The following is a 20,271-nucleotide window of genomic DNA, read 5'->3' on the forward strand; positions in this document are numbered from 1 at the left end:
CAGTCTGTTATCTTTTGTTAAACATGAGGGTATAAGCGTGAAGAAAATCGCCCTGTTTGCCGATGTACAGAATATTTACTACACCACGCGCCAAGCCTATGAGCGGCAATTTAATTACCGTAAACTCTGGCAATATCTTTGCGCAAAGGGCGAGATTATTTCAGCCACCGCCTACGCCATTGACCGTGGCGACGAGAAACAACGTCAATTCCAAAGCACCCTGCAGAAAATTGGTTTTGACGTTAAGCTCAAACCCTATATCCAACGTAGCGATGGCTCAGCCAAAGGTGATTGGGATGTGGGAATCACGATTGACGTAATGGACTGTGCCAGCAAGGTTGACTGCGTTGTTTTGTTATCTGGCGATGGCGACTTCGACTTACTGCTAGATAAGGTAAGCAAGGCCTACGGGGTGACAACCGAAGTCTATGGCGTACCGGCACTGACCGCCAATTCACTCATCGAATCAGCGACCATCTTTCACCCCATCACAAAAAGTTTACTGCTGTAACAGGTTATTAGCACCCCACGAAAAACCCTAAACTCGTAACTGTCTGACTCGAAACGAGCGCCCTTTTAACTTGCCACTTTCCAGTTTCTGCAATGCGACTCTAACCACATCACTCCTGACCGCCACAAACGCCCAGTTATCGTAGATTTGAATTTTACCGACCTGATGACCCTCGATGCCATATTCGCCGGTGAGCGCACCCAATATATCGCCGGGCCTCACTTTCTGCTTTTTGCCGCCGTCAATTTGCAGCGTCATCATCGGTGGTTTGTAGGTCGGGCCTTCCAGCAAACTAATTGGTGGTAAGTTCTCGGTAGTGATAGTTTGCTTGAGATAATCTGCAAGCTTGGCAAATTTATAGCTTTCTTTATCGCTATAGAGTGTGAGAGCGATGCCGCTACTGCCAGCCCTTCCGGTTCGACCAATGCGATGAACGTGCACTTCCAGTTCGCGAGCAATCTGATAATTAATCACCGCATCCAGCGTATCAATATCTAACCCACGAGCGGCGACATCGGTTGCCACCAGTACAGACGCACTCTTATTAACAAAACGCACCAAGGTTTGATCACGATCCTTTTGTTCCAGGTCGCCATGCAAAGCCAGCGCGCTAAACCCACAATGGCGCAATTGGTTAGCAACTTCCTGCGTTTCCTGTTTGGTATTGCAGAACACCAAAGTGGAACCGGGTCGATAGTGAAGCAATAAAAGTCGCAACGCATCAATCCGCGAGGTATCGTCTTCGACCTTATAAAAATGTTGTTGAATACTACTATTATCATGGGTGGAGGCGACTTGCACCATCACCGGTTGACGCATAATGCGCTCAGCAATAGCTTTAATCTGATTAGGAAAAGTGGCGCTAAATAACAGCGTTTGCCGTTGTTCGGGGATTTCACCTATGATCATATCCAGCGATTCATGAAAGCCCATGTCGAGCATACGGTCAGCTTCGTCAAGCACCAGAGTATCGATGTGCGCCAAATCAAGCGTATTTTTACGCAGGTGTTCTTCAATCCGCCCCGGTGTACCCACAATAATATGTGCACCATGCTCCAAAGAACCGACCTGCGGTCCGAACGGCATACCGCCGCAAAGCGTTAACACTTTGATATTATGAACGGTACGCGCCAACCGCCGAATTTCTTTTGCTACCTGATCTGCCAATTCACGGGTTGGGCAGAGCACCAACGACTGAATACGAAAGCGTTTTACATCCAGCTTTTGCAGCAGCCCAAGACCAAAGGCAGCCGTTTTACCCGAACCGGTTTTACCCTGCCCGATAACGTCTTTGCCCTCCAAAATAGGTGGCAGACTCTGTGCCTGAATGGCCGTCATGGCCTTATAATCTAGTGTGGCAAGGTTCTCAAGCAGGACACTATCCAGATTAAGATTTGAAAAGGCAGTTTGGTTCAATGCAGGTGTCCTTTAGTGACTCGGTTGAGTGCTGGAATGGGAGTTCGATGGCGGTATGTCTGTAGAGTCACGTTTTATTCAGCCGACAAAAAAGGGCAAGACCCAAAGGTCTAGCCCTTTTAACCCTCAACTCCCAAGGAGAATGAGGCGAGCCTGCGCTAAATTAACGCAGACTTTAATCGAAATCGGATAATTAAATCGGTTCGATGTTCTCTGCTTGAGGACCTTTTTGGCCTTGCGTAACAGTGAATTTCACTTTCTGACCTTCGGTCAAGGTTTTAAAACCTGAGCCGGAGATAGCGCTGAAGTGGGCAAAAACATCGGGACCAGATTCTTGCTCGATAAAGCCAAAACCTTTGGATTCATTGAACCACTTAACAGTGCCGGTAGTTGTAGACATAATCATAACCTATTTAAATCAAGAGTAATTGAAGCCTTTCTAGAAGGCCATTTTGCTGGAAGTTTTGCTATTACTTATGAAAACAGGACGATAACTAAAGACAGGACATCGAAATGGTGTGCATAAATATAAGACGTACTTTCAAGCGCAATGAATTATACACCGCTTTATACCTTTGTCAATTCACCTCTGCGGCACTATTTTCAAGAAAGGATTCACCGTGAGCGCAATAAAACTGCGGAATAATACACACATTAATTGCGCCCTATTCTGGCATTTCACCTGCGCACTAGTCTGTTTTTGATTGCCGTAAACGCTCCAAATTCACCTCAATTCTCGCCGTAAAGATTGCCACTCCTTCACGATTATCTTCAATCTCCTCGCGTTTCCATGCATAGGCAGGTTCTAGCTCATAAAATAGCCAAGGACGAAAAAAAGTGCGGCGGTAACGCATTCCTAAACCATAGGAGGTTGTTAGGTAATCAGGACGAGTCTCTCCGCCTGTCCAGACAAAATAAGAAATTGCTGACTTTTCATTGAGACGTTCGCCCATCAGCAGTCGGGTTGACCATTGAACACCATTGGTATCTTCCGAAAACTTCAGATTGTTGGCCCAACGCAGCAAACGGTTCTCATCAATAGTTCGATCCAGGTCATAGCTACTGCGAACACCAAAACCTTCGCCATCAACAAAATACAATGTCTCGGTAAAACGGTTGGTTAAGAGCTCACCCCAGGGTAGCTCGTACCGATAGCGCATATTCGCTTTACCCTTAAATGAAGACCGCATACCAACACTAAAATCCAATCGCGACCGCTTCTCATCTTGAATATTGTATTGCAGGCCAACCTTCGTATTTTCCTTTTTACCGGTAACCGCGCTAATGCCGGTATCGACTTTATCACCATCACTACCCTCATCATCAGTAAAGATCAAACTGAGTCGCTCGTTAATTCTTGGCAAATGCACTTTGCCTCGCAGTCGAACATTGGTGTCATTACCGACAGACTCTTCCCACTCATTATCAAAGGAAAGACGTAAGGAAGTGTAGGCCGACTCAATATCGGCCCTTGGTACGCCAAAAAAGTTATCTATCCAGTTTGCCAGAGAATCTGTAGAGCGGGACGCATAGGCATGACTTTTATCGAGCCAACTTGAGCTTTCGGAACGATTGAAACTCCCCTGATTCGCAGCAGAGGTAGATACCGTCTCTTTATCAGGGAAAGGGGTAGTTGTAGCACTTTCGGCAACGGCCAGCACCGGTATTGTCCCACCGCTAGCCGCAAGCAAACAAAGACAAAGCCAACGGTTCATACGGCCAAATGTAAGACATCTTGTATTAAAAAAGCAATAGCTCCTTCACACATTATATCCAGGACGACACAGTGGTTCTTGACAATTAGCTTAAAAAAACCTTTTCCAGTTTTAACAGCCTACTTTCCCCTTATCTTGCCCCTAACTTTATTATCCTTCTGTTAGTTTTTTCAAAACACGACTGATCACCTTTTCTAAACTCACGATGGGTATCGTGAGCCTGATTAGCTGAAGATTTCCACTAGTGCTTTGAACTATATTAGAATGTCTTATCCCCGTCTCCGCTGAGAGCATGCCGAAAAACCGAGCCTTATTTTCATGTCTATTACTACGCACCTACAGCAAGCACGCCGCTCAAAAAAAGGCAGTTACGAAGTTCGTACACACCATATGGCCGGCAAAGAACCTCGTTATACTAACCGGCTAATTCTCGAAGACTCACCTTACTTGCTACAACATGCCCACAATCCTGTTAACTGGTTCGCCTGGGGCGACGAAGCATTCGCCGCAGCGAAAGCAGAAGATAAACCAGTATTTCTTTCCATTGGCTACTCCACCTGCCACTGGTGTCACGTTATGGAAGAGGAAAGTTTTGATAATGAAGCAACGGCAGCAATCCTTAACCGTCACTTTATTAGCATTAAGGTCGACCGCGAGCAAAGACCAGACTTAGATGAAATATATATGACGGGGGTACAGCTTATCAGTGGTCATGGAGGCTGGCCAATGAGCAGCTTTTTAACCCCAGAAGCTAAACCTTTTTACGGTGCAACTTACTTCCCGCCACAGCAATTTAAACAGTTGCTAGCGCGCATCAACCAGCTATGGCAGTCCAACCAAGAAGAATTATTGGGCAACGCCACATCCGTAGCCACAGCGATTAACCGACAATTAGCTCACCGCGCGCAAGCACTAGAAGTCGGGCAAAAACAGATTGAACAAGCACTCGCACAGCTTTTAGCCAATCAGGATTCCGTGCATGGTGGATTTGGCTCGGCGCCAAAATTTCCTAATGAATGTAATTTGTGGTTATTTCTCGATCAGCTTGAACGGGAGCCAGACGCACTCAACAACAACCCCAAGTGGGCCACCCTGAAGCAGGCACTGACAGCGATGCTTCACGGTGGCATCTATGACCAACTGGCAGGTGGATTCCACCGTTACTCAACCGACGACTGCTGGCTGGTGCCGCATTTTGAAAAGATGCTTTATAACCAAGCACAACTGGCTCGTCTTTATGCGCGTAGCTGGGCATTAAGTGGCGGCGCAATATCGGGCATATCCGAGTTTCGACGTATCAGTGAGGAAACACTTGATTATGTGTTACGCGAAATGTGCTCGGATAAAGGCGCATTTTTCTCTGCCACCGATGCTGACAGTGAAGGCGTAGAGGGTAAGTTTTTTGTTTGGAGCTACGCAGAGCTTAAGCAGTTACTTCAGCCTGAACAATTACAACTGGCGGAACAGGTTTATGGCGTCACGAAACAAGGTAATTTTGAGGGTGACAATATCCTTTACCTGCCACAATCTCTCCAACACTGCGCCGACCAATTACAGGTAACTCTGTCAGCACTATTAAACGACCTGAGCAGGCTAAAAAAGACTCTTCGCCAGGTGCGTTCAAAACGCGTAGCGCCTTTGTTAGATGACAAAGTTATCACCGAGTGGAACGGTATGATGATCACGACATTAGCGGAAGCCGGCTACTTGCTAGACAAGCCAACTTATATCGAAGCTGCGGCAAAAGCCGCTCTCTTCCTCTGGAGCCAGAGCCGTGACGATGAAGCTAATCTATATAGAATCAACCGTAAGGGTAAAGCTACCACCGCTGCAAACCTCGAGGATTATAGCCAATACCTGCAAGCGTTAATAACACTCTACGATGTAACCAGCAATACGGATTGGCTCACTAAAGCCAAGCTAATTTATCAGCAAATGACTGCGTTATTTTGGAATGAAGAAAACGGAGGTTTTTACTGTAGCCAGTTGGATGCCAGTGGCCCAATGATCGTTCGCGCTCAACCCTATTTTGACGGCGCAACCTCCTCAGGAAACTCTGTCGCTCTGACGGCATTAGTGGCACTTAACCAGCGTCAAAAAAACATTGGAATTGAGAGTCATATTGCCCAACTTATCCAGCGCTTTTCTGGGGTGCTGAGCCAAGCCCCTACCGCTAGCTGCCATATGTTAACGGGTATTGCGCAACACCTTACAGTAAGCCCCACCAGGCTTCAGTACGCGGCAGAAGGGAGCGTAAAAGTTGAAGACAAATTGCACACAACCACCGAACAGCGCCATCAGCTTTCGCTACTGCTACGAATACGCAAAGGTTGGCATATTAATAGTGCTGAACCTGAAAACCCTCAACTGTATCCAACCAGCGTTGCCCTGGGCACACAAACACAAGGCTGGGAGATTATAAATGTCCGTTACCAAGAACCACAGCATGATGAACAGATAGATGATTGCACCAAGGTTGGCATATTTCTAGAACTGAATGCGCCAGCAAAAAGGTTACCGCTCATCATCGAGCTAAATTTTCAAGCCTGTAATGACTCAGCCTGTTTGGCACCTGAACAAATTAGGATGATTTTCCATTAAGATTTTCACTGCGTAGCCTTCTACTTCATTCACATACTCTACACTGAAGGAAAACTTTAATGACCCGAAATTTTCTCTTCTACTGGATACTGAGCATCCTCGCAGTCCTCACTTGGGCACCAATCGCCAGCACCGCAAATACACTTCCCAAAATAACAATTATTGCCACAGGCGGCACTATCGCCGGAGTAGCCCAATCGGGAACAGCGGCTGAATATCAAGCCTCACAACTACCTGTCGCAAAGTTGCTTGAAGCGGTACCGGAAATTCAAAACATAGCACAGGTAAGCGGAAAGCAGGCGTTTCAAATATCCAGCCAAGACATGAGCAACCAGCATTGGCTAGCACTAGCAAAACAAGTGAACCAATTGCTTGCTTCCGAAGAGGTGGACGGTATTGTTATCACTCATGGAACCGACACGATGGAGGAAACCGCCTACTTTCTCAACCTTGTTACCCAAAGTAAAAAACCCGTAGTGTTAACTGGCGCGATGCGTGCCTCAACCTCGCTCAGCGCTGACGGCCCGCTGAACCTCTATAACGCCGTATCCGTCGCCGCCAACCTAAATGCCGTGGGTAAGGGTGTTTTGGTAGTCCTCAATGACAGGATACATAGCGCACGTGATGTGACGAAAACCAATACTAGCAGTGTTGGAACATTTGAAGCCGCAAATTTTGGTGCACTTGGGTATGTCTACTACGGCTCAGTTCGGTTCTACCGAGAATCAACACGTAAACACACCTATCAAAGCGAATTCAATATTGATGCGCTAGAGAAATTTCCCCAGGTGGATATTATTTATGGGCATCAGCACAATAGTACTCGTTACATAGACGCAGCAATAGCCGGTAAAGTGGACGGCATTGTCAGCGCTGGCGTTGGTAACGGTAATCAACACAAAAATACGCTCAGCGCGATGATCAAAGCACGTCAGCAAGGCATTCAAGTGGTGCGCTCCAGCAGAGTGGGTAGCGGCAGCGTGACTCTTGGTGCGGAAGTAGATGACGAAAAATACGACTTTGTTGTCGCAGATAATCTTAATCCGCAGAAAAGTCGTATTCTACTGATGCTAGCGTTGACGAAATATAGTGATAGCGCCGAAATTCAGCGCCTGTTTTTTGAGTACTGAATAACTGAAGGGAAACCTCTGGTTAATTCAGAATAATCTAACATCAAAGAGGACAGTTGGAAAATGAAAATAAAATTGATCAATATCGTCACCGTTCTAGGGGTATGGCTGACATTACCCGGCCCCGCTCTTGCGCAGAGCGCAAGTCTGGACCCCACAATCAAAGCCGGAAGTGATCGAATCGAGCAGGATGTCATTCAATGGCGACACTACTTCCATCAAAATCCGGAGCTTTCAAACCGCGAGTTTAATACCTCAAAAAGGGTAGCGACGCAGCTTCAAGAGATGGGACTCGACGTCCAAACTGGAATCGCCCACACCGGGGTTGTAGGTATTTTAAAAGGCGGAAAACCAGGCCCTGTGGTTGCGCTGCGCGCTGATATGGATGCGCTGCCGGTGGAGGAGAAAACCGGACTGACGTTCGCCTCAACGGTGCGGGCAAACTATCTGGGCCAGGATGTGGGTGTGATGCACGCCTGTGGACATGATGCCCATATTGCAATTTTATTAGGCACGGCAAAAGTCCTCTCTGACATGAAAGCCCAAATTCCCGGAACGATTAAATTTATTTTCCAGCCTGCGGAGGAAGGAGCACCACCTGGTGAGAAAGGTGGCGCCAAACTGATGATTGAAGAAGGCGTTTTAGGGGGTACGTATAAACCGGCAGCCATCTTCGGTTTACATGTTTGGCCCGATGAAGCAGGTGTTATTAAATATCGAGCAAAAGGGGCGATGGCCGCCGCCGATAACCTGAAAATTATTGTTCATGGCAAGCAAGCACATGGTTCCTCTCCATGGGTTGGCGTTGACCCCATCATAGTTTCCGCACAAATCATGACCGCCTTGCAGCTGATTCCAAGCCGCCAGCTGAACATTACCACAGCACCGTCCGTCATCACCATCGGTAGCATTCATGGCGGCGTGCGCGGCAATATTATTCCGGCTGAGGTTATTATGAACGGCACTATTCGCACCTTCGACGTCGGTGTGCGAGAGGAGTTACTCCATCGCCTACAGAGAACGGTGACGGCCATCGCCGAAAGTGCTGGTGCCAGTGCTGAAATCATTATCGACCCCTATGCACCCGTCACCTATAACGACCCCACATTGACAGCAAAAATGCTGCCCTCGCTTGAGAAGGCGGTTGGTAAAGAAAATGTTACTGGTAGCACGCTGATTATGGGCGCAGAAGATTTTTCTTTCTTTCAAGAGAAAATCCCCGGACTTTATGTGTTTCTCGGTGTTAAACAAGATGGCGTTGCAGCTGAAGAAGCTGCAAGCAACCACAGTCCTTACTTTTATGTAAACGACCGCGCTTTGAAAAATGGCGTGCGTACGCTTTCAACTTTGGCGTTCGACTACCTAGCAGCAAGCCAATAAGGCACCGCCAGGGTTTAGAAGAAATAGTCGGAAAGTGTGAGGAACCGCTGGTCGTTAGGTTATTACCAGCAAGAAAGCTAGCGTACTGAAATAGAGCGTGCGGCGCCTGGGTCGTTGACCAGAGCATTAAGATAGCGATGACAAGCCTTTAAATAGGCCGTTTCTTCTTCGCACATACCCTGATAGCGAGTTGCTGGATCAACTTCAAGTAATGCGACTATAGCGACAGCAGTTCTCTCAAGATTATTTTTTGCTAACGCCATCAATTCCATGGTAGAACGATGTTCGCGAAACTTTTTTACGGCCCACTTTTCAAGGCTGGCTTTTGGAATAATCTCTGACATACAGCACCCAGAATTCATCTTATCGCAACATTTTGTTAATAACTAAAAGAGGTCTGTCTTTGTATTATTTATCAAGCAAGTTAAGTGCCACAATAAATATTATCTTATTTTCCAAAAGGTTATTATCAAAAACCTATTTCAGAGAATCGGTAATGTAAATTTTATTGACCATATTTCTCAATAATCGACATTTTTTGCGCTACTGGTGAAAAAAATCTGCGTCACCCACATAAAGCGGTAGGCTGATGGTAAATGTCGCACCTTGTCCCGGTTCACTTGTCACTGCGATTGAGCCTTTGTGTCGACGCATCACCACATCAACAAAACGCAGCCCTAACCCCGCCCCTAACCGCTCTTTCGCTGCACCTGATGAAGCCCGTTTGAAGCGTTCAAAAATATTCTTTATATCCTCAGCCGTAATGCCCACACCCTGGTCTCTCACCTGACAAATAGCCCGGCCATTCTCGACTTTCAGCTCAATAAAAATGGTGCTTTCCGGTTGGCTGAATTTTATTGCATTGGAAAGCAGGTTAGTCACCGCCCGCTCCAGCAAATCGCCTTGCCCCATGATCCAAATATCTTCATCACAAATTGCCTGGTGAAAAGTAATCCCCCGGAACTCAGCCTGCCGAAACACTTCATCTATAGCTCCGCTCACCACTCTATGTAAGTCGGTCAGTTCAAAATTGACCTCATTGCTCGCTTCAGCGCGTGCATAATGTAAAAAATTGTCAGCGACTTTAAGGTTTTTATCGGCATATTTTTCTATTTCATCAAGCATTGCATCCGGGTTTTCTTTCCACTTTCGATTACGTGCCAGTTCAATAATCGCCAAAATGGAAACCAGCGGTGAACGTAAATCGTGGGAAAGAAAATTAAGGGTTTCATCTCTGGCACGCTCATACTCCTTCAAAATACTGATATCGGTTAAGACAAAAATAACGAATTGCTCATCGCTATCGCCACTTAGAGTATGGGCCTGACAAAGCAGGTGCCGCTGTTCAAAGTTTACCGCTTCAGATTGAACCGGCTTCCCTGTTTTATAGAGAGCGACCAGTTCCTGCTGCCAACTTTCATCCATCACCAGAGTTAAACGCTCCAATAACTCTAGAATCTGACCTGAAAAATGTTGATCAGATGTCCCCACTAGTTTTTTAAAGACTTCATTTTCAAATAGCAGACGACCACTTTTATCTGTAATAGCGACGCCATCCACCATGCTCGCCAAACTATGCTGTGCGAAATGACTAACCTCTCGAAACGAGGAGTTCGCTTGGTTAAGCTGGAGAATCGCGGCGGTAATAGCTTCCGGCGCCGTTGGCAAATCTGTTGGTGCTCGACCCATAAAGGGTGCAATCAAAGCAGCAAGCATCCCCAGTTCAGCTTCACTTAGCATCTGACCTGAACCCTTTTCCCAAAACAAGTAGAGGTTGTAGGGCTTATCCTCGCATTCGATCTGTATGGAAGATATGCTGCCAGAGTGCTTCCAAATATGTAGCCTGGGCTCTTCGACGACAGCCGTTGAACTGACCTCACCTTGACTTTTCACTTCGCCAGCAGCGCTTTTCACCAGCCAACCTTTGAGCGGGATTATTGAGCTGAGAAATTCTAAACCGCTATAAAGACCTACGCTATTTTGGGGTTGCTCGATGATGGATTTTTCCTGCGCGAGCTGCTTCAGTTCGCGTCGAAAATAAGCTAATGCCTGCTGCAAACGCAGCAAACTCCAGAGTAAATAGCTCAGGAGAAAAGCGATGCTAACTCCCGTTGGTGGAATCCAAAAACCGAGAGTATTTAACGCCGCCAGGGCACTGGCGTTGGTTACGCCTATTCCGAGCAACAAAAATAACATGAGCGCCCGCGGGGCTAAGAAAGCGCTGATCAAGGTGATCGACAAGGATGCCAGAAGAGTGAATAGCCAATAACCTTTGGTGGAGATGACGTGAATAAACTGGTGCTGCACCAGAGCTTGATAAATAGTCGCATTCAGTTCAACCCCATTCAGCGTAACTTCCTCGGAACTGGTTGGAGTTACAACTCTATCCCCAAGACCCGCTGCGGTTGCGCCAACAAAAATGACCTTATTCTTGATCAGTTCATCCGAGATTTTTCCGTTCAGCACATCGACATAGGAAACGCTGACAAAGCGCTGATTCGCTCCTGAAAAGGGAATCTGATTCCGGTAGTCTCGCTGTACCTTTAAAGTATTCAACGTTATCTGTTCGAGCCTGCGCTCGCCCGGAAGCTGATCTAAATTTATCTGGCCAAGAAATGCCGCAACCTCAACGGCAATGTGTGGCCAGGAAGGCTCGCCGAGACCTTCCTTCAGGTACACCGAACGACAGACGCCGTCCTCATCATTTTCATAATGAACGTGCCCCAGACCTGCTGCGCGGCTCGCGAACTGAGATATAGGTGAAACCTCCAGTAGTTGCTTGCCGTTCAAACTTTGACTGATGTAAACCGGTAGAAAAATGTTACCGGTATTGCCGATGGTGTCGGCTAATTGCTGATCTGATTGTGGATTCTGTAAATCCGGTTCTGCAAAAATGATATCCAGTACGATGGCTTTTGGCGATGCTCGATGTAATTTTTCCAGCAGTCGCGCATGATAGTCTCTTGACCAGGGCCAGCGTCCAATCTCAGCAAGACTGGCATCATCGATACCAATGATCAGAACGTTTTCAGATGCCGGTCGATTCGCTAATTTCTGTCCCCAATCATAGAGCAACAAATCAAATGGTTTCAGCCATCCGCTGCTGGACAACCCGGCTATGCACAAGACGATAATCGCCGCTACTCCTAGGCGGGGAAAATTCACTCGAAAAATTTGGATGGTTTTAGGCTGCCAATTCATTTTGCCAATAAGCGTCTTTAACGTTACTTGCCGCTTAGAAGGGAGCCTAACAGGCCTCTCACGATACGCCGTCCTAATCCGCTACCGATACTTCTAACCACGCTCTTTAAAAATGCTTCCCCCGCAGTTTGACGCGAACCACTTCGACTTCTGGGAGTGCTTTTAGCTCGACTGCTTTGCAGTTGTTTTAACTTTTTGGCGGCTCGTAATTCAAGTATTTCATGAGCAGATTCACGGTCGACTCTAGTTTGATATTTATTCAAGAGACTATCCTGCTTCACCTGGAGAGCACAGTCTGACTCAGCAATCGGTCCAATACGAGATCCAGGTGGGCAAATCAGAGTACGCTGTACTATCGATGGTGCACCTTTATACTCCAACACTGATACAAGGGCTTCACCAACGTCCAACTCGCCAATAATCTGTTCGATATCAAGTGCAGGATTCGATCTAAATGACTGCGCTGCAACCCTGACTGCTTTACGTTCCTTAGGCGTATAGGCTCGCAACGCATGCTGTATTCGATTCCCCAATTGCGATAACACTGTATCAGGGATATCTCCCGGACTTTGCGAGATGAAGTAGACACCAACCCCTTTGGAGCGTATTAACCTAACCACCTGCTCGACTTTCTCTAGGAAAACTTTCGGCACCCCCCGAAACAACAGATGCGCCTCATCGAAAAAGAAAACCATTTTGGGTTTATCCTGATCCCCCACTTCAGGTAGGTTCTCAAATAACTCAGACAACAGCCATAACAGAAAGGAAGTATATGTCCGCGGATGCTGAATCAGCTTTTGTGCTTGCAATATGTTAACCACGCCCCTGCCCTGCTCGTCCCGCTGCAACAGATCATTTAAATCCAGCGCAGGCTCACCGAAGTAGATTTCACCACCATCTCGCTCAAGCATCATTAACCGCCGCAAAATAGCGCTAATAGAGGCCTTGGATATCGAACCATATTCCGCCTGAAGACCTGCGTCACCGCTGGACAAAAACCCCAGTGTTGTCTGAAGATCCTTCATATCCAGCATCAATAAGCCTTCATCATCGGCAAATTCAAAGGCCAGGGTTAGTATGCTTTCTTGGGTTTCATTCAAATCCATTAGCCGGGACATTAACTGCGGCCCCATTTCAGATATTGTCGAACGAATCGGAATTCCTTGGCTTCCTAATAGATCCCAAAACCTAACCGGGAAGGCTTCGAAAGTAAAATCCTGTATGCCAATGGCCTTGACGCGTTCATCCACTTTAGGGTGAGCTTTACCCGCCACTGACATGCCGGACAAATCACCCTTCACATCCGCCATAAAAACCGGCACACCCAATTTCGAGAAGCCCTCGGCCAGCACTTGCATGGTGACGGTTTTTCCCGTACCTGTTGCGCCGGCAATCAAGCCATGTCGATTGGCATATTTTAACGTTAGAGACACCGGGTGCGGTGCGCCACCAATTAATAACTCATTTTTCACTTTCTTCCCCCTGCCCCGTGAGGATAATAAAAAACATCATATACGATTAAACCTTCTTAGGTATAAAAAGGAAAGAAGAGCCGTTCGCCCTTTTCGTTCTATCTGCGCTTAACCAGAAATCATGCCAACCTCATAAAACCCAAGGTTGGCGCACTATGATCATTCCAAAATTGATCCATAATATCACCTCCTTCGGCGCCAAGACTGATGGAAGCTGGCACCAAAGTTCGGAGGCTCGGCTGCTGTTGAAGCGGCGTTTTAACATTTTACAAGGCTTTACAATTGCCCGCGTTTGCCTGTGCTAGGATGCGTTGTAATTACCGAAATCGATTGGTAATCCGATTCATTAGAAATGGAGAACAAAGATGGCCAAGCTAACAAAAATTTTTATATCGACATTGATCATTTTAGGCATAACCGCTTGCGGAGATGAATCTTCAAGCGTGAAATCAACCATGGAAACAGCAACTGAAAAAGCGGGTAATACTGTTCACGATATACAAAACACGGCAACTGACAGCCTGGATATGGCGAAGCAACAAGCCAGTGATACCTATGAAGCCGCCAAGGATAAGGCTCAGGAGATGGTTGAAAATGCAAAAGATACTGCCACAGAAAGTATTAACACCAAACTGGAAGAAACGATTGATGATACCAAAAATAAGCTCATGGGTGATGCTGACAAGAAAATAACAGAACAGTCCAAAGATAAATCCATGGACGAAGCAAAAGATAAACTATCGTCTCTGCTGAAATAGAATAAGCAGGAAATGATCGCTTGAAGAATCTACTCGGCGGCTTGTCGCCGAGTAGATTTAGTTGATAAAACGACGAGCGGAGACCATCTCCACTGCTAGTAGTAGCAATGACTTGGCTACAGTATAGCGATGACTAGTAACACTGAAAAAACACCGATGATAACTTTGCTGTAGTCCGGTTCCGGCTGCCAGAGCAGTACTGAACTTGGGTCGCTCTCACCTTTGCCTTCATACGCAGCACTCACTCGAATGTAGACAGCCTGGTGCGATGAGTAGCTGAAAGAGGGTTCAGCCAATATTTGATTTACCAGCAAGGCGCTGAATTCCGCGTCACGCGCAATCTCGATATGATAACCACTTGCATCATCAATACCCTTCCAGCTTATCTCTGCCTCTGTTCCCGACGCTGCAACCTTTAACCCCGCCGACGTGAGTGTCGGCGCAATCAGCGGCGTATAAAGCGCAAAATCCCGTTCCGCATCAATACCTTTAAGGTCAACTTTATCGACTGCACGCCCAATGATACGATACTTTCCGTCAGCCAGTGTGGTAAAGGTATGACGATTGCTCTCCACAGCGATTGTTTCTATAAGTCCCCGTTCATCATATAAATCCAGTTGGTAATATTTCGCGTCGGGAATTTCTTGCCAGGTAACCGTCAATGGCAGTTTTTCACGAGCACTACCCATATCACTCCAGACTGGAGCAGGTAGCAGCCTACGCGGAGGTGGCGCCGGTTTACCCTGCTCCATTTTGATACCAAACCCGGCATCAATATTTTGAGCTTTATTATCCGAACCGCCAATAACAGCTACTTTTCCTTGCAGCACTTCGCTACGCATAATAGCTACGTTTTGCGTTGCTGCGCCCGGCTTATTTTCATCATTTTCACCAGCAACAACGCTAACCCGAAACTCAGTGCCACGCACCGCCGCTACTCCTGCCGGCGTATCTATGCTAAAACGCGATTTCTTCTGTTTCTTCGGATTGACGCTATTGACTGCCTCACCCTGTTTCAAAATTAGCAAGGTATCGATAAAGCTGGCCCCTTCTTTAGAAGAGAGCCTATTAAAAATGATATCGCTATGTGGCCGAATCATCATTTTCGTTCCATCCGTAAACTCGATGAGGGCATTACCATTACCCGAAATCAGCCGGTCTCCCATATATATTCTATTATCCGAGGGCAGCGGCTGAGGTTCAATTCCGCTTTTTTTTAGGTTTTCGAGAGAGGGTATTTGAGTGATTTCTCGCCAGGGTAGTTTGGCTAATTTAACCGCCGGTATATAGCTAAGTTCACCTTTGCTGTAGACAACCTGCGCCGGTTCTGGCATAGCTTTCAACCATGAATAGGGAATTCGAAGGACATGACCTGGCGTTAACTGATTCGGCTTAGGCAGTTGATTGTATTGACCTAATTTAATCCAGCATAGGGGCTCCTTCACATAGCTGGCACAAATATTCCATAGGCTGTCGTTTTTCGTAACGGTATAAATCCACTCCTGCGCCAGAACCTGCTTGCTCGATAACCCCATCAAAAATAATATAAGGAAAATCGCTCTCTTAAGCTTTGTCCCCATGCAGTGCTCCCTTTTATTTTTTTAGCTGATCAATCCAGTCCAGCGCTAAGGCCGGAAAGAGCTGAGAATCTAAATTTTTTCCAACCGATAGCCATGCTGATAAACCGTCTTTAGGCTATATCCAATCGATTGGTTAATGTTCAATTTACGCCGAATACGGCTAATATGCATATCAACCGTTCGCGTGTTGATATCCTGGCCAATGCCCCAAACCATTTTTAGCAAATACTCTCGCGATAAGATTTTACCTAAATTGTTAAACATAAAAGCCGCCAAATCAAAGTCCTTATTGGTCAGTTTTACCTCCTCACCATTTACCTTGGCGGTATGGGTACCCAAATCTAATTCAATCGGCCCCAACACTAAGGATAAATCAGGCGGCTCTGTATTTGATCTTCTTAACACAGCCTTGAGGCGCGCTAGAAGCTCAGCTTTGCGTAGCGGTTTAATAAGGTAGTCATCAGCACCCGCCTCTAGTGCTGAAACGATATCATGCTCTTCATCACGCTGGGTTGTGAAGAGTATTGGCGTCGCCACTGTCATCACTCCTCTTAACTGTTTTAGAACCTCGTAACCGCTAGTGTCAGGTAACTCCCAATCAAGAATCAGCAAATCAAATAGCTGACTCTTTACCAATTGAATAAACTGAGCGCCAGTGGCAGCGACGGATACTGTGAACCCCTCCTCTCGTAACCAATCGCAGAGCATCTCAGACTGCGGCTGGTCATCTTCCAATAATCCAATATTCAAGTCCAATTCCTCCGTAAGCCAATTCGCGACACTAGTTAACCTTGAGTACAGCATCATTCTATACGCTAGCGTCATCCACATGAATTAAGCGCAGAGCCTGTTTACATTTGTTTACAGCAGCGATCTTCTCTGATTTAAAGTCCCAGGCTACCATAAGTACCTACTAAGGTTTTTAAATTATAAAACATCATAAAAGCAAACAATAATCGGACAGTTATGAACGAATGCACCTTGTATAGCGGCGCGCAGGATAGGAGAAAATATCGCCGTGTGCGCTGCAGCCTACCAGTGGTTTTAACTGCCGGGCCCAATAAATTTTGGTACGGTACCAGTATCAATATTTCTGAATACGGGCTATTGATAAAGCCTATTGAGGCAACTCATCAATTCCGTGTCCACGATAAATTACACATCCTCATTGAGGGGATACTCTGCGATCAGGCGCTTTCTGAAGATCAGCCAGGGCACCACCTTAGTGTTCGCGTTGTATTTAGCAAAGCATGGGGCATCGGGCTTAAGTTTATCTAAATAGTTAAATCACTTCTCTAAAATCCAACACCATAAATAGAAAGGGGGACAAAGTCCCCCAGTAAACGGCTAGGTCATATTTAGTGCGTCACTAACTTGGGTAGCTTTTTTGCTTGCTCGACCCAACTCGATACACTATTGATTCCAGGTACAAGTCGTACCAGCTTTTTCTTAGCATTCACTTCCGCCATCTTCTGCTGTAAATTCTCGACATTACGCTGGGCTAATTCAGGCACGGAGTCAACACCAGTACTTTCGAGTAAGTCAGCGTACTGTGTACTAACCCCTCGAATGCGTGTCAGATCCGCCCTGTTTACCCACTCCAGTATCAACTTGTCGCTAACGCCACTTTTTTCCGCAAGCGCTGTTCTTCCTTTTTTGGAAGCCCCTTGCCGCAATAATTCTTCCACTGTTTTTACACCGATTTTTTCCATTTTCGCTGCATATGTTTTTCCAACGCCTTCAATATCCACAAGTTTAGTCATCGTCATGCTCCACTTTATAAGTTAATCAATACCATCCTTTTCACTGACCATGATCAGGACGTTTTCAGGAATAACCACATCCGTGCAGTGACTCAATCTCTAGAACCGCCAAAAGCCAGTGAGTGCAATGTCTTTCTTTGGTGCAGCTCTGTTGAATGCACTCACATAGTGACTGCTGCCAATCACCGGTCAATTTTCTTACAAGCGAGTGCAATTTATAAGTAGACAGATGTAAACAGTTGTAAAATCTGGAATACCAGCAGCGGAAGGCAAGCTGGGGAGTTGAAAAATCGTGGCAAAACCAAATTCGCAAAATATCAATTAAACCAGCTAAGAAAACCAACCTAGCTGTAGCGCCATCATATAATAAATCGTGCCGGCAAAAATGCTGAGCAACGGGTTCCCGCGCCAAAGATGTAGAGCTGTCGTGATCAGCAACGCACTGAGCTCATTGAAACCATAAGGTGACGTGCTTAGATCGACGGATTTTAGGCAATAAAGCACCAGCAATGTCATGATAGAGGGCGGCATATAACGGCCTAAATGCAGCAACAACGGGTGATCTTTTTTATTTTCAAAGGCCACAAAAGGAATAACTCTCGTGATAAAGGTTACCGTCGCCATCACCAAAATTACGGCTATCAGATAAACACTATCGTTCATTGAAGTCGCCCACTCAAGAGAAATTGCAGCAACAAAATAACAATGGATAAAGCTATTGAAACCAACAACATCTGATCCTTAAAAAACAACAGCGCAAAGATGCCGCATATAAGCGCAATCAGAAAGGGCAAAGTCTCCCGCAACTTTTTAACCTGCTCAATCAGGAGCACTGTAAAAAGTGCCGTTAGGGTAAAATCCATGCCAGTAGCGTCGAATTCTACCGCCATGCCGATTCCCGCCCCTACCGTGCAGCCCAACACCCAGTAAAAGTGATTAAAGGCCGTCAACGCCAAATAATAGCCCTGTTGATCTGAAGCTGATGACGCATGCGTAGCAGTAATCAAAGAATAGGTTTCATCGGTCAGTCCAAATATCAAATAGAACTTTTTCAACCCTCTTACCCGATAATGCCCTAACAGCGAAACCCCAAAAAACATATGACGCAAATTGAGAATAAAAATAGCAACAGTAACTTCCAATAACGACGCTTGAGCGGCTAACAACCCTACCGCCATAAATTGCGCAGCCCCGGCATAGACCAATAAACCCATGAGTGGCGCAAAATACCATTCATAGCCAAGATTTTGGAACAAAACACCAAAGGCTATTCCCATGGGGATATAACCGAACATGACAGGGGTTGACGCTTTGAATGCAGAGGAGTACGTGGACAAATTGTTGGTCTTATTGTTGGCTAAATTTGGAATAAACAAAGGATCGATAATGCTTGTTATCAATTCTCGAATCAAACAGAATTAACAAATAGATTCCGCTCGGCACACCTCTACGCTGCGATTTCAGCATTGAATACCTTTGTGATGAACTTTAAACTGGTATAGAGTTGCGTCCAATTTAGGCCTATCTTTTCCTCTCTTAAAATAACAAAAGAGTAATATAACGGCATGACAAATGACTGCCCCGTATTAACGCTGACTAAGGCATTGATTTCAAAACCCTCGATAACTCCGCAAGACCAGGGTTGTCAGGATTTAATGATTGCACGACTTGAGCGCATCGGGTTTGCTATCGAACGTTTAGCATTCGGTGAGGTTAAGAATTTTTGGGCGGTACATGGCACATCAGGCCCCATTCTAGCTTTTGCTGGCCATACTGATGTCGTCCCTACGGGCCCAATTGAAAATTGGGCTTCATCGCCATTTGAGCCCAGCATCAGGGATGGTTATCTTTATGGCCGTGGCGCGGCGGATATGAAAGGAAGCCTGGCGGCCATGATTGTCGCGGCGGAGCGTTTTATCAAACAACTGCCCCAGCATAGCGGCAGGTTAGCTTTTCTGATTACTAGTGATGAAGAGGGTCCGGCGGTCGATGGCACACTGAAAGTAGTAGAGTATTTAAGCGCCAAAAATATACAGATCAACTGGTGTGTGGTGGGCGAACCCTCAAGCAGTGAAACCCTAGGTGACACCATTAAAAACGGACGTCGCGGTTCATTAGGCGGTCGTCTGCTGGTCAAAGGAATACAAGGCCATATTGCCTATCCCCAGAACGCCCGCAACCCCATTCATCAGGCGCTCGCTGCGCTCGACGAACTGGTTAAAACCCCATGGGATCAGGGCAACACTTTCTTTCCAGCCACTTCTTTTCAAATATCCAATATCAACGCCGGCACTGGCGCAACCAATGTTATCCCTGGTCAGTTGGAATTACTCTTTAATTTTCGCTACTCTACTGAGGTTACTGCGGTAGAACTCATGCACGTTACCAAAGCTACGCTCGACAAACACCAACTTGACTACCAATTAGATTGGACGCATTTCGGCCAACCCTTTTTAACCGCTGAGGGTAAACTGATTGAAGCCGCACAAGATGCGGTAATGGCGGTAACTGGTATTAATACCGCATTGTCAACTAGCGGCGGCACCTCAGACGGACGTTTCATTGCCCCGACAGGGGCCGAGGTAATAGAACTTGGGCCGGTCAACAAAACTATTCATAAACTTGATGAAACGGTGGATATCAAGTCTTTGGACCAGCTAGCGCGCATTTATCAACATATCATGGCGATACTTTTGGCTGAGCAATAGTAAACCTCCTAGCCTTAACTTATCCGAAGACCAGTG

The 20,271-nt window shown here is 46.3% G+C and carries 18 protein-coding genes; 7 read left to right on the forward strand and 11 right to left on the reverse strand.

Annotated features, from left to right (window positions below; translation table 11 throughout):
• The first annotated feature begins 37 nt into the window (after nt 1-37).
• Nucleotides 38-511, forward strand: coding sequence for an NYN domain-containing protein (locus H6995_09435; GenBank protein MCP5215215.1), 474 nt, complete (start codon nt 38-40; stop codon nt 509-511).
• A 27-nt stretch (nt 512-538) separates the two neighbouring features.
• Here H6995_09435 and dbpA read toward each other — a convergent pair whose 3' ends face one another.
• The 3 genes from dbpA to H6995_09450 all read right to left on the reverse strand — a co-directional run bounded on the left by dbpA (nt 539) and on the right by H6995_09450 (nt 3,642).
• A complete protein-coding gene (gene dbpA, locus H6995_09440; protein MCP5215216.1) occupies nt 539-1,927 on the reverse strand; it encodes an ATP-dependent RNA helicase DbpA in 1,389 nt (462 codons plus the stop codon).
• 193 nt (nt 1,928-2,120) lie between these two features.
• The gene (locus H6995_09445) at nt 2,121-2,327 is read right to left on the reverse strand and encodes a cold-shock protein (protein ID MCP5215217.1); all 207 of its coding nucleotides are present in this window, start codon (nt 2,325-2,327) and stop codon (nt 2,121-2,123) included.
• A 289-nt stretch (nt 2,328-2,616) separates the two neighbouring features.
• Complete coding sequence (locus tag H6995_09450) at nt 2,617-3,642, reverse strand: hypothetical protein (GenBank protein ID MCP5215218.1); 1,026 nt, start codon at nt 3,640-3,642, stop codon at nt 2,617-2,619.
• A gap of 318 nt (nt 3,643-3,960) precedes the next feature.
• On the opposite strand from H6995_09450, the gene H6995_09455 reads away from it, so the two are divergent.
• The 3 genes from H6995_09455 (at nt 3,961) to H6995_09465 (ending at nt 8,753) form a co-directional block, all read left to right on the forward strand.
• Nucleotides 3,961-6,243 carry a DUF255 domain-containing protein gene (locus tag H6995_09455; GenBank protein MCP5215219.1) on the forward strand — a complete coding sequence of 761 codons (2,283 nt, stop codon included), beginning with the start codon at nt 3,961-3,963 and terminating at the stop codon, nt 6,241-6,243.
• Between the two features lie 59 nt (nt 6,244-6,302).
• Nucleotides 6,303-7,373 (forward strand): type II asparaginase, encoded by a 1,071-nt coding sequence (locus tag H6995_09460; protein MCP5215220.1) that lies wholly within the window; start codon nt 6,303-6,305, stop codon nt 7,371-7,373.
• A 63-nt stretch (nt 7,374-7,436) separates the two neighbouring features.
• Nucleotides 7,437-8,753, forward strand: coding sequence for an amidohydrolase (locus H6995_09465; GenBank protein ID MCP5215221.1), 1,317 nt, complete (start codon nt 7,437-7,439; stop codon nt 8,751-8,753).
• Nucleotides 8,754-8,830: 77 nt separating this feature from the next.
• Here H6995_09465 and H6995_09470 read toward each other — a convergent pair whose 3' ends face one another.
• From H6995_09470 to H6995_09480, 3 genes are all read right to left on the reverse strand, one after another.
• On the reverse strand, nt 8,831-9,097 hold the full coding sequence (locus tag H6995_09470; GenBank protein ID MCP5215222.1) for a hypothetical protein: 267 nt from the start codon (nt 9,095-9,097) through the stop codon (nt 8,831-8,833).
• A 199-nt stretch (nt 9,098-9,296) separates the two neighbouring features.
• Entirely contained in the window at nt 9,297-11,954 is a 2,658-nt protein-coding gene (locus H6995_09475) for a CHASE2 domain-containing protein (GenBank protein MCP5215223.1), read from the reverse strand.
• A 23-nt stretch (nt 11,955-11,977) separates the two neighbouring features.
• Entirely contained in the window at nt 11,978-13,426 is a 1,449-nt protein-coding gene (locus tag H6995_09480) for a DUF853 family protein (protein MCP5215224.1), read from the reverse strand.
• 365 nt (nt 13,427-13,791) lie between these two features.
• Between H6995_09480 and H6995_09485 the strand changes: the two genes are divergently transcribed.
• Nucleotides 13,792-14,184, forward strand: coding sequence for a hypothetical protein (locus H6995_09485; protein ID MCP5215225.1), 393 nt, complete (start codon nt 13,792-13,794; stop codon nt 14,182-14,184).
• A gap of 116 nt (nt 14,185-14,300) precedes the next feature.
• On the opposite strand, the gene H6995_09490 is transcribed toward H6995_09485, so the two are convergent.
• Nucleotides 14,301-15,764: a FecR domain-containing protein gene (locus H6995_09490; GenBank protein MCP5215226.1), complete on the reverse strand. Its 1,464-nt coding sequence runs from the start codon at nt 15,762-15,764 to the stop codon at nt 14,301-14,303.
• Between the two features lie 69 nt (nt 15,765-15,833).
• A complete protein-coding gene (locus H6995_09495; GenBank protein MCP5215227.1) occupies nt 15,834-16,514 on the reverse strand; it encodes a response regulator transcription factor in 681 nt (226 codons plus the stop codon).
• Between the two features lie 216 nt (nt 16,515-16,730).
• Here H6995_09495 and H6995_09500 point away from each other — a divergent pair, with 216 nt between their 5' ends.
• Nucleotides 16,731-17,042, forward strand: a complete 312-nt coding sequence (locus H6995_09500) for a PilZ domain-containing protein (protein MCP5215228.1) — start codon at nt 16,731-16,733, stop codon at nt 17,040-17,042.
• An 80-nt stretch (nt 17,043-17,122) separates the two neighbouring features.
• On the opposite strand, the gene H6995_09505 is transcribed toward H6995_09500, so the two are convergent.
• From H6995_09505 to H6995_09515, 3 genes are all read right to left on the reverse strand, one after another.
• Nucleotides 17,123-17,527: a DUF4332 domain-containing protein gene (locus tag H6995_09505; protein ID MCP5215229.1), complete on the reverse strand. Its 405-nt coding sequence runs from the start codon at nt 17,525-17,527 to the stop codon at nt 17,123-17,125.
• 330 nt (nt 17,528-17,857) lie between these two features.
• On the reverse strand, nt 17,858-18,190 hold the full coding sequence (locus tag H6995_09510) for an AzlD domain-containing protein (protein MCP5215230.1): 333 nt from the start codon (nt 18,188-18,190) through the stop codon (nt 17,858-17,860).
• Nucleotides 18,187-18,822, reverse strand: coding sequence for an AzlC family ABC transporter permease (locus tag H6995_09515; GenBank protein MCP5215231.1), 636 nt, complete (start codon nt 18,820-18,822; stop codon nt 18,187-18,189). Before H6995_09515 ends, H6995_09510 begins: the two co-directional genes overlap by 4 nt.
• Nucleotides 18,823-19,092: 270 nt before the next feature.
• Between H6995_09515 and dapE the strand changes: the two genes are divergently transcribed.
• On the forward strand, nt 19,093-20,235 hold the full coding sequence (dapE, locus tag H6995_09520) for a succinyl-diaminopimelate desuccinylase (protein ID MCP5215232.1): 1,143 nt from the start codon (nt 19,093-19,095) through the stop codon (nt 20,233-20,235).
• Nucleotides 20,236-20,271: the final 36 nt, after the last annotated feature.

Source organism: Pseudomonadales bacterium (genome assembly GCA_024234615.1).
Taxonomy (GTDB): Bacteria; Pseudomonadota; Gammaproteobacteria; order Pseudomonadales; family IMCC2047; genus JAJFKB01.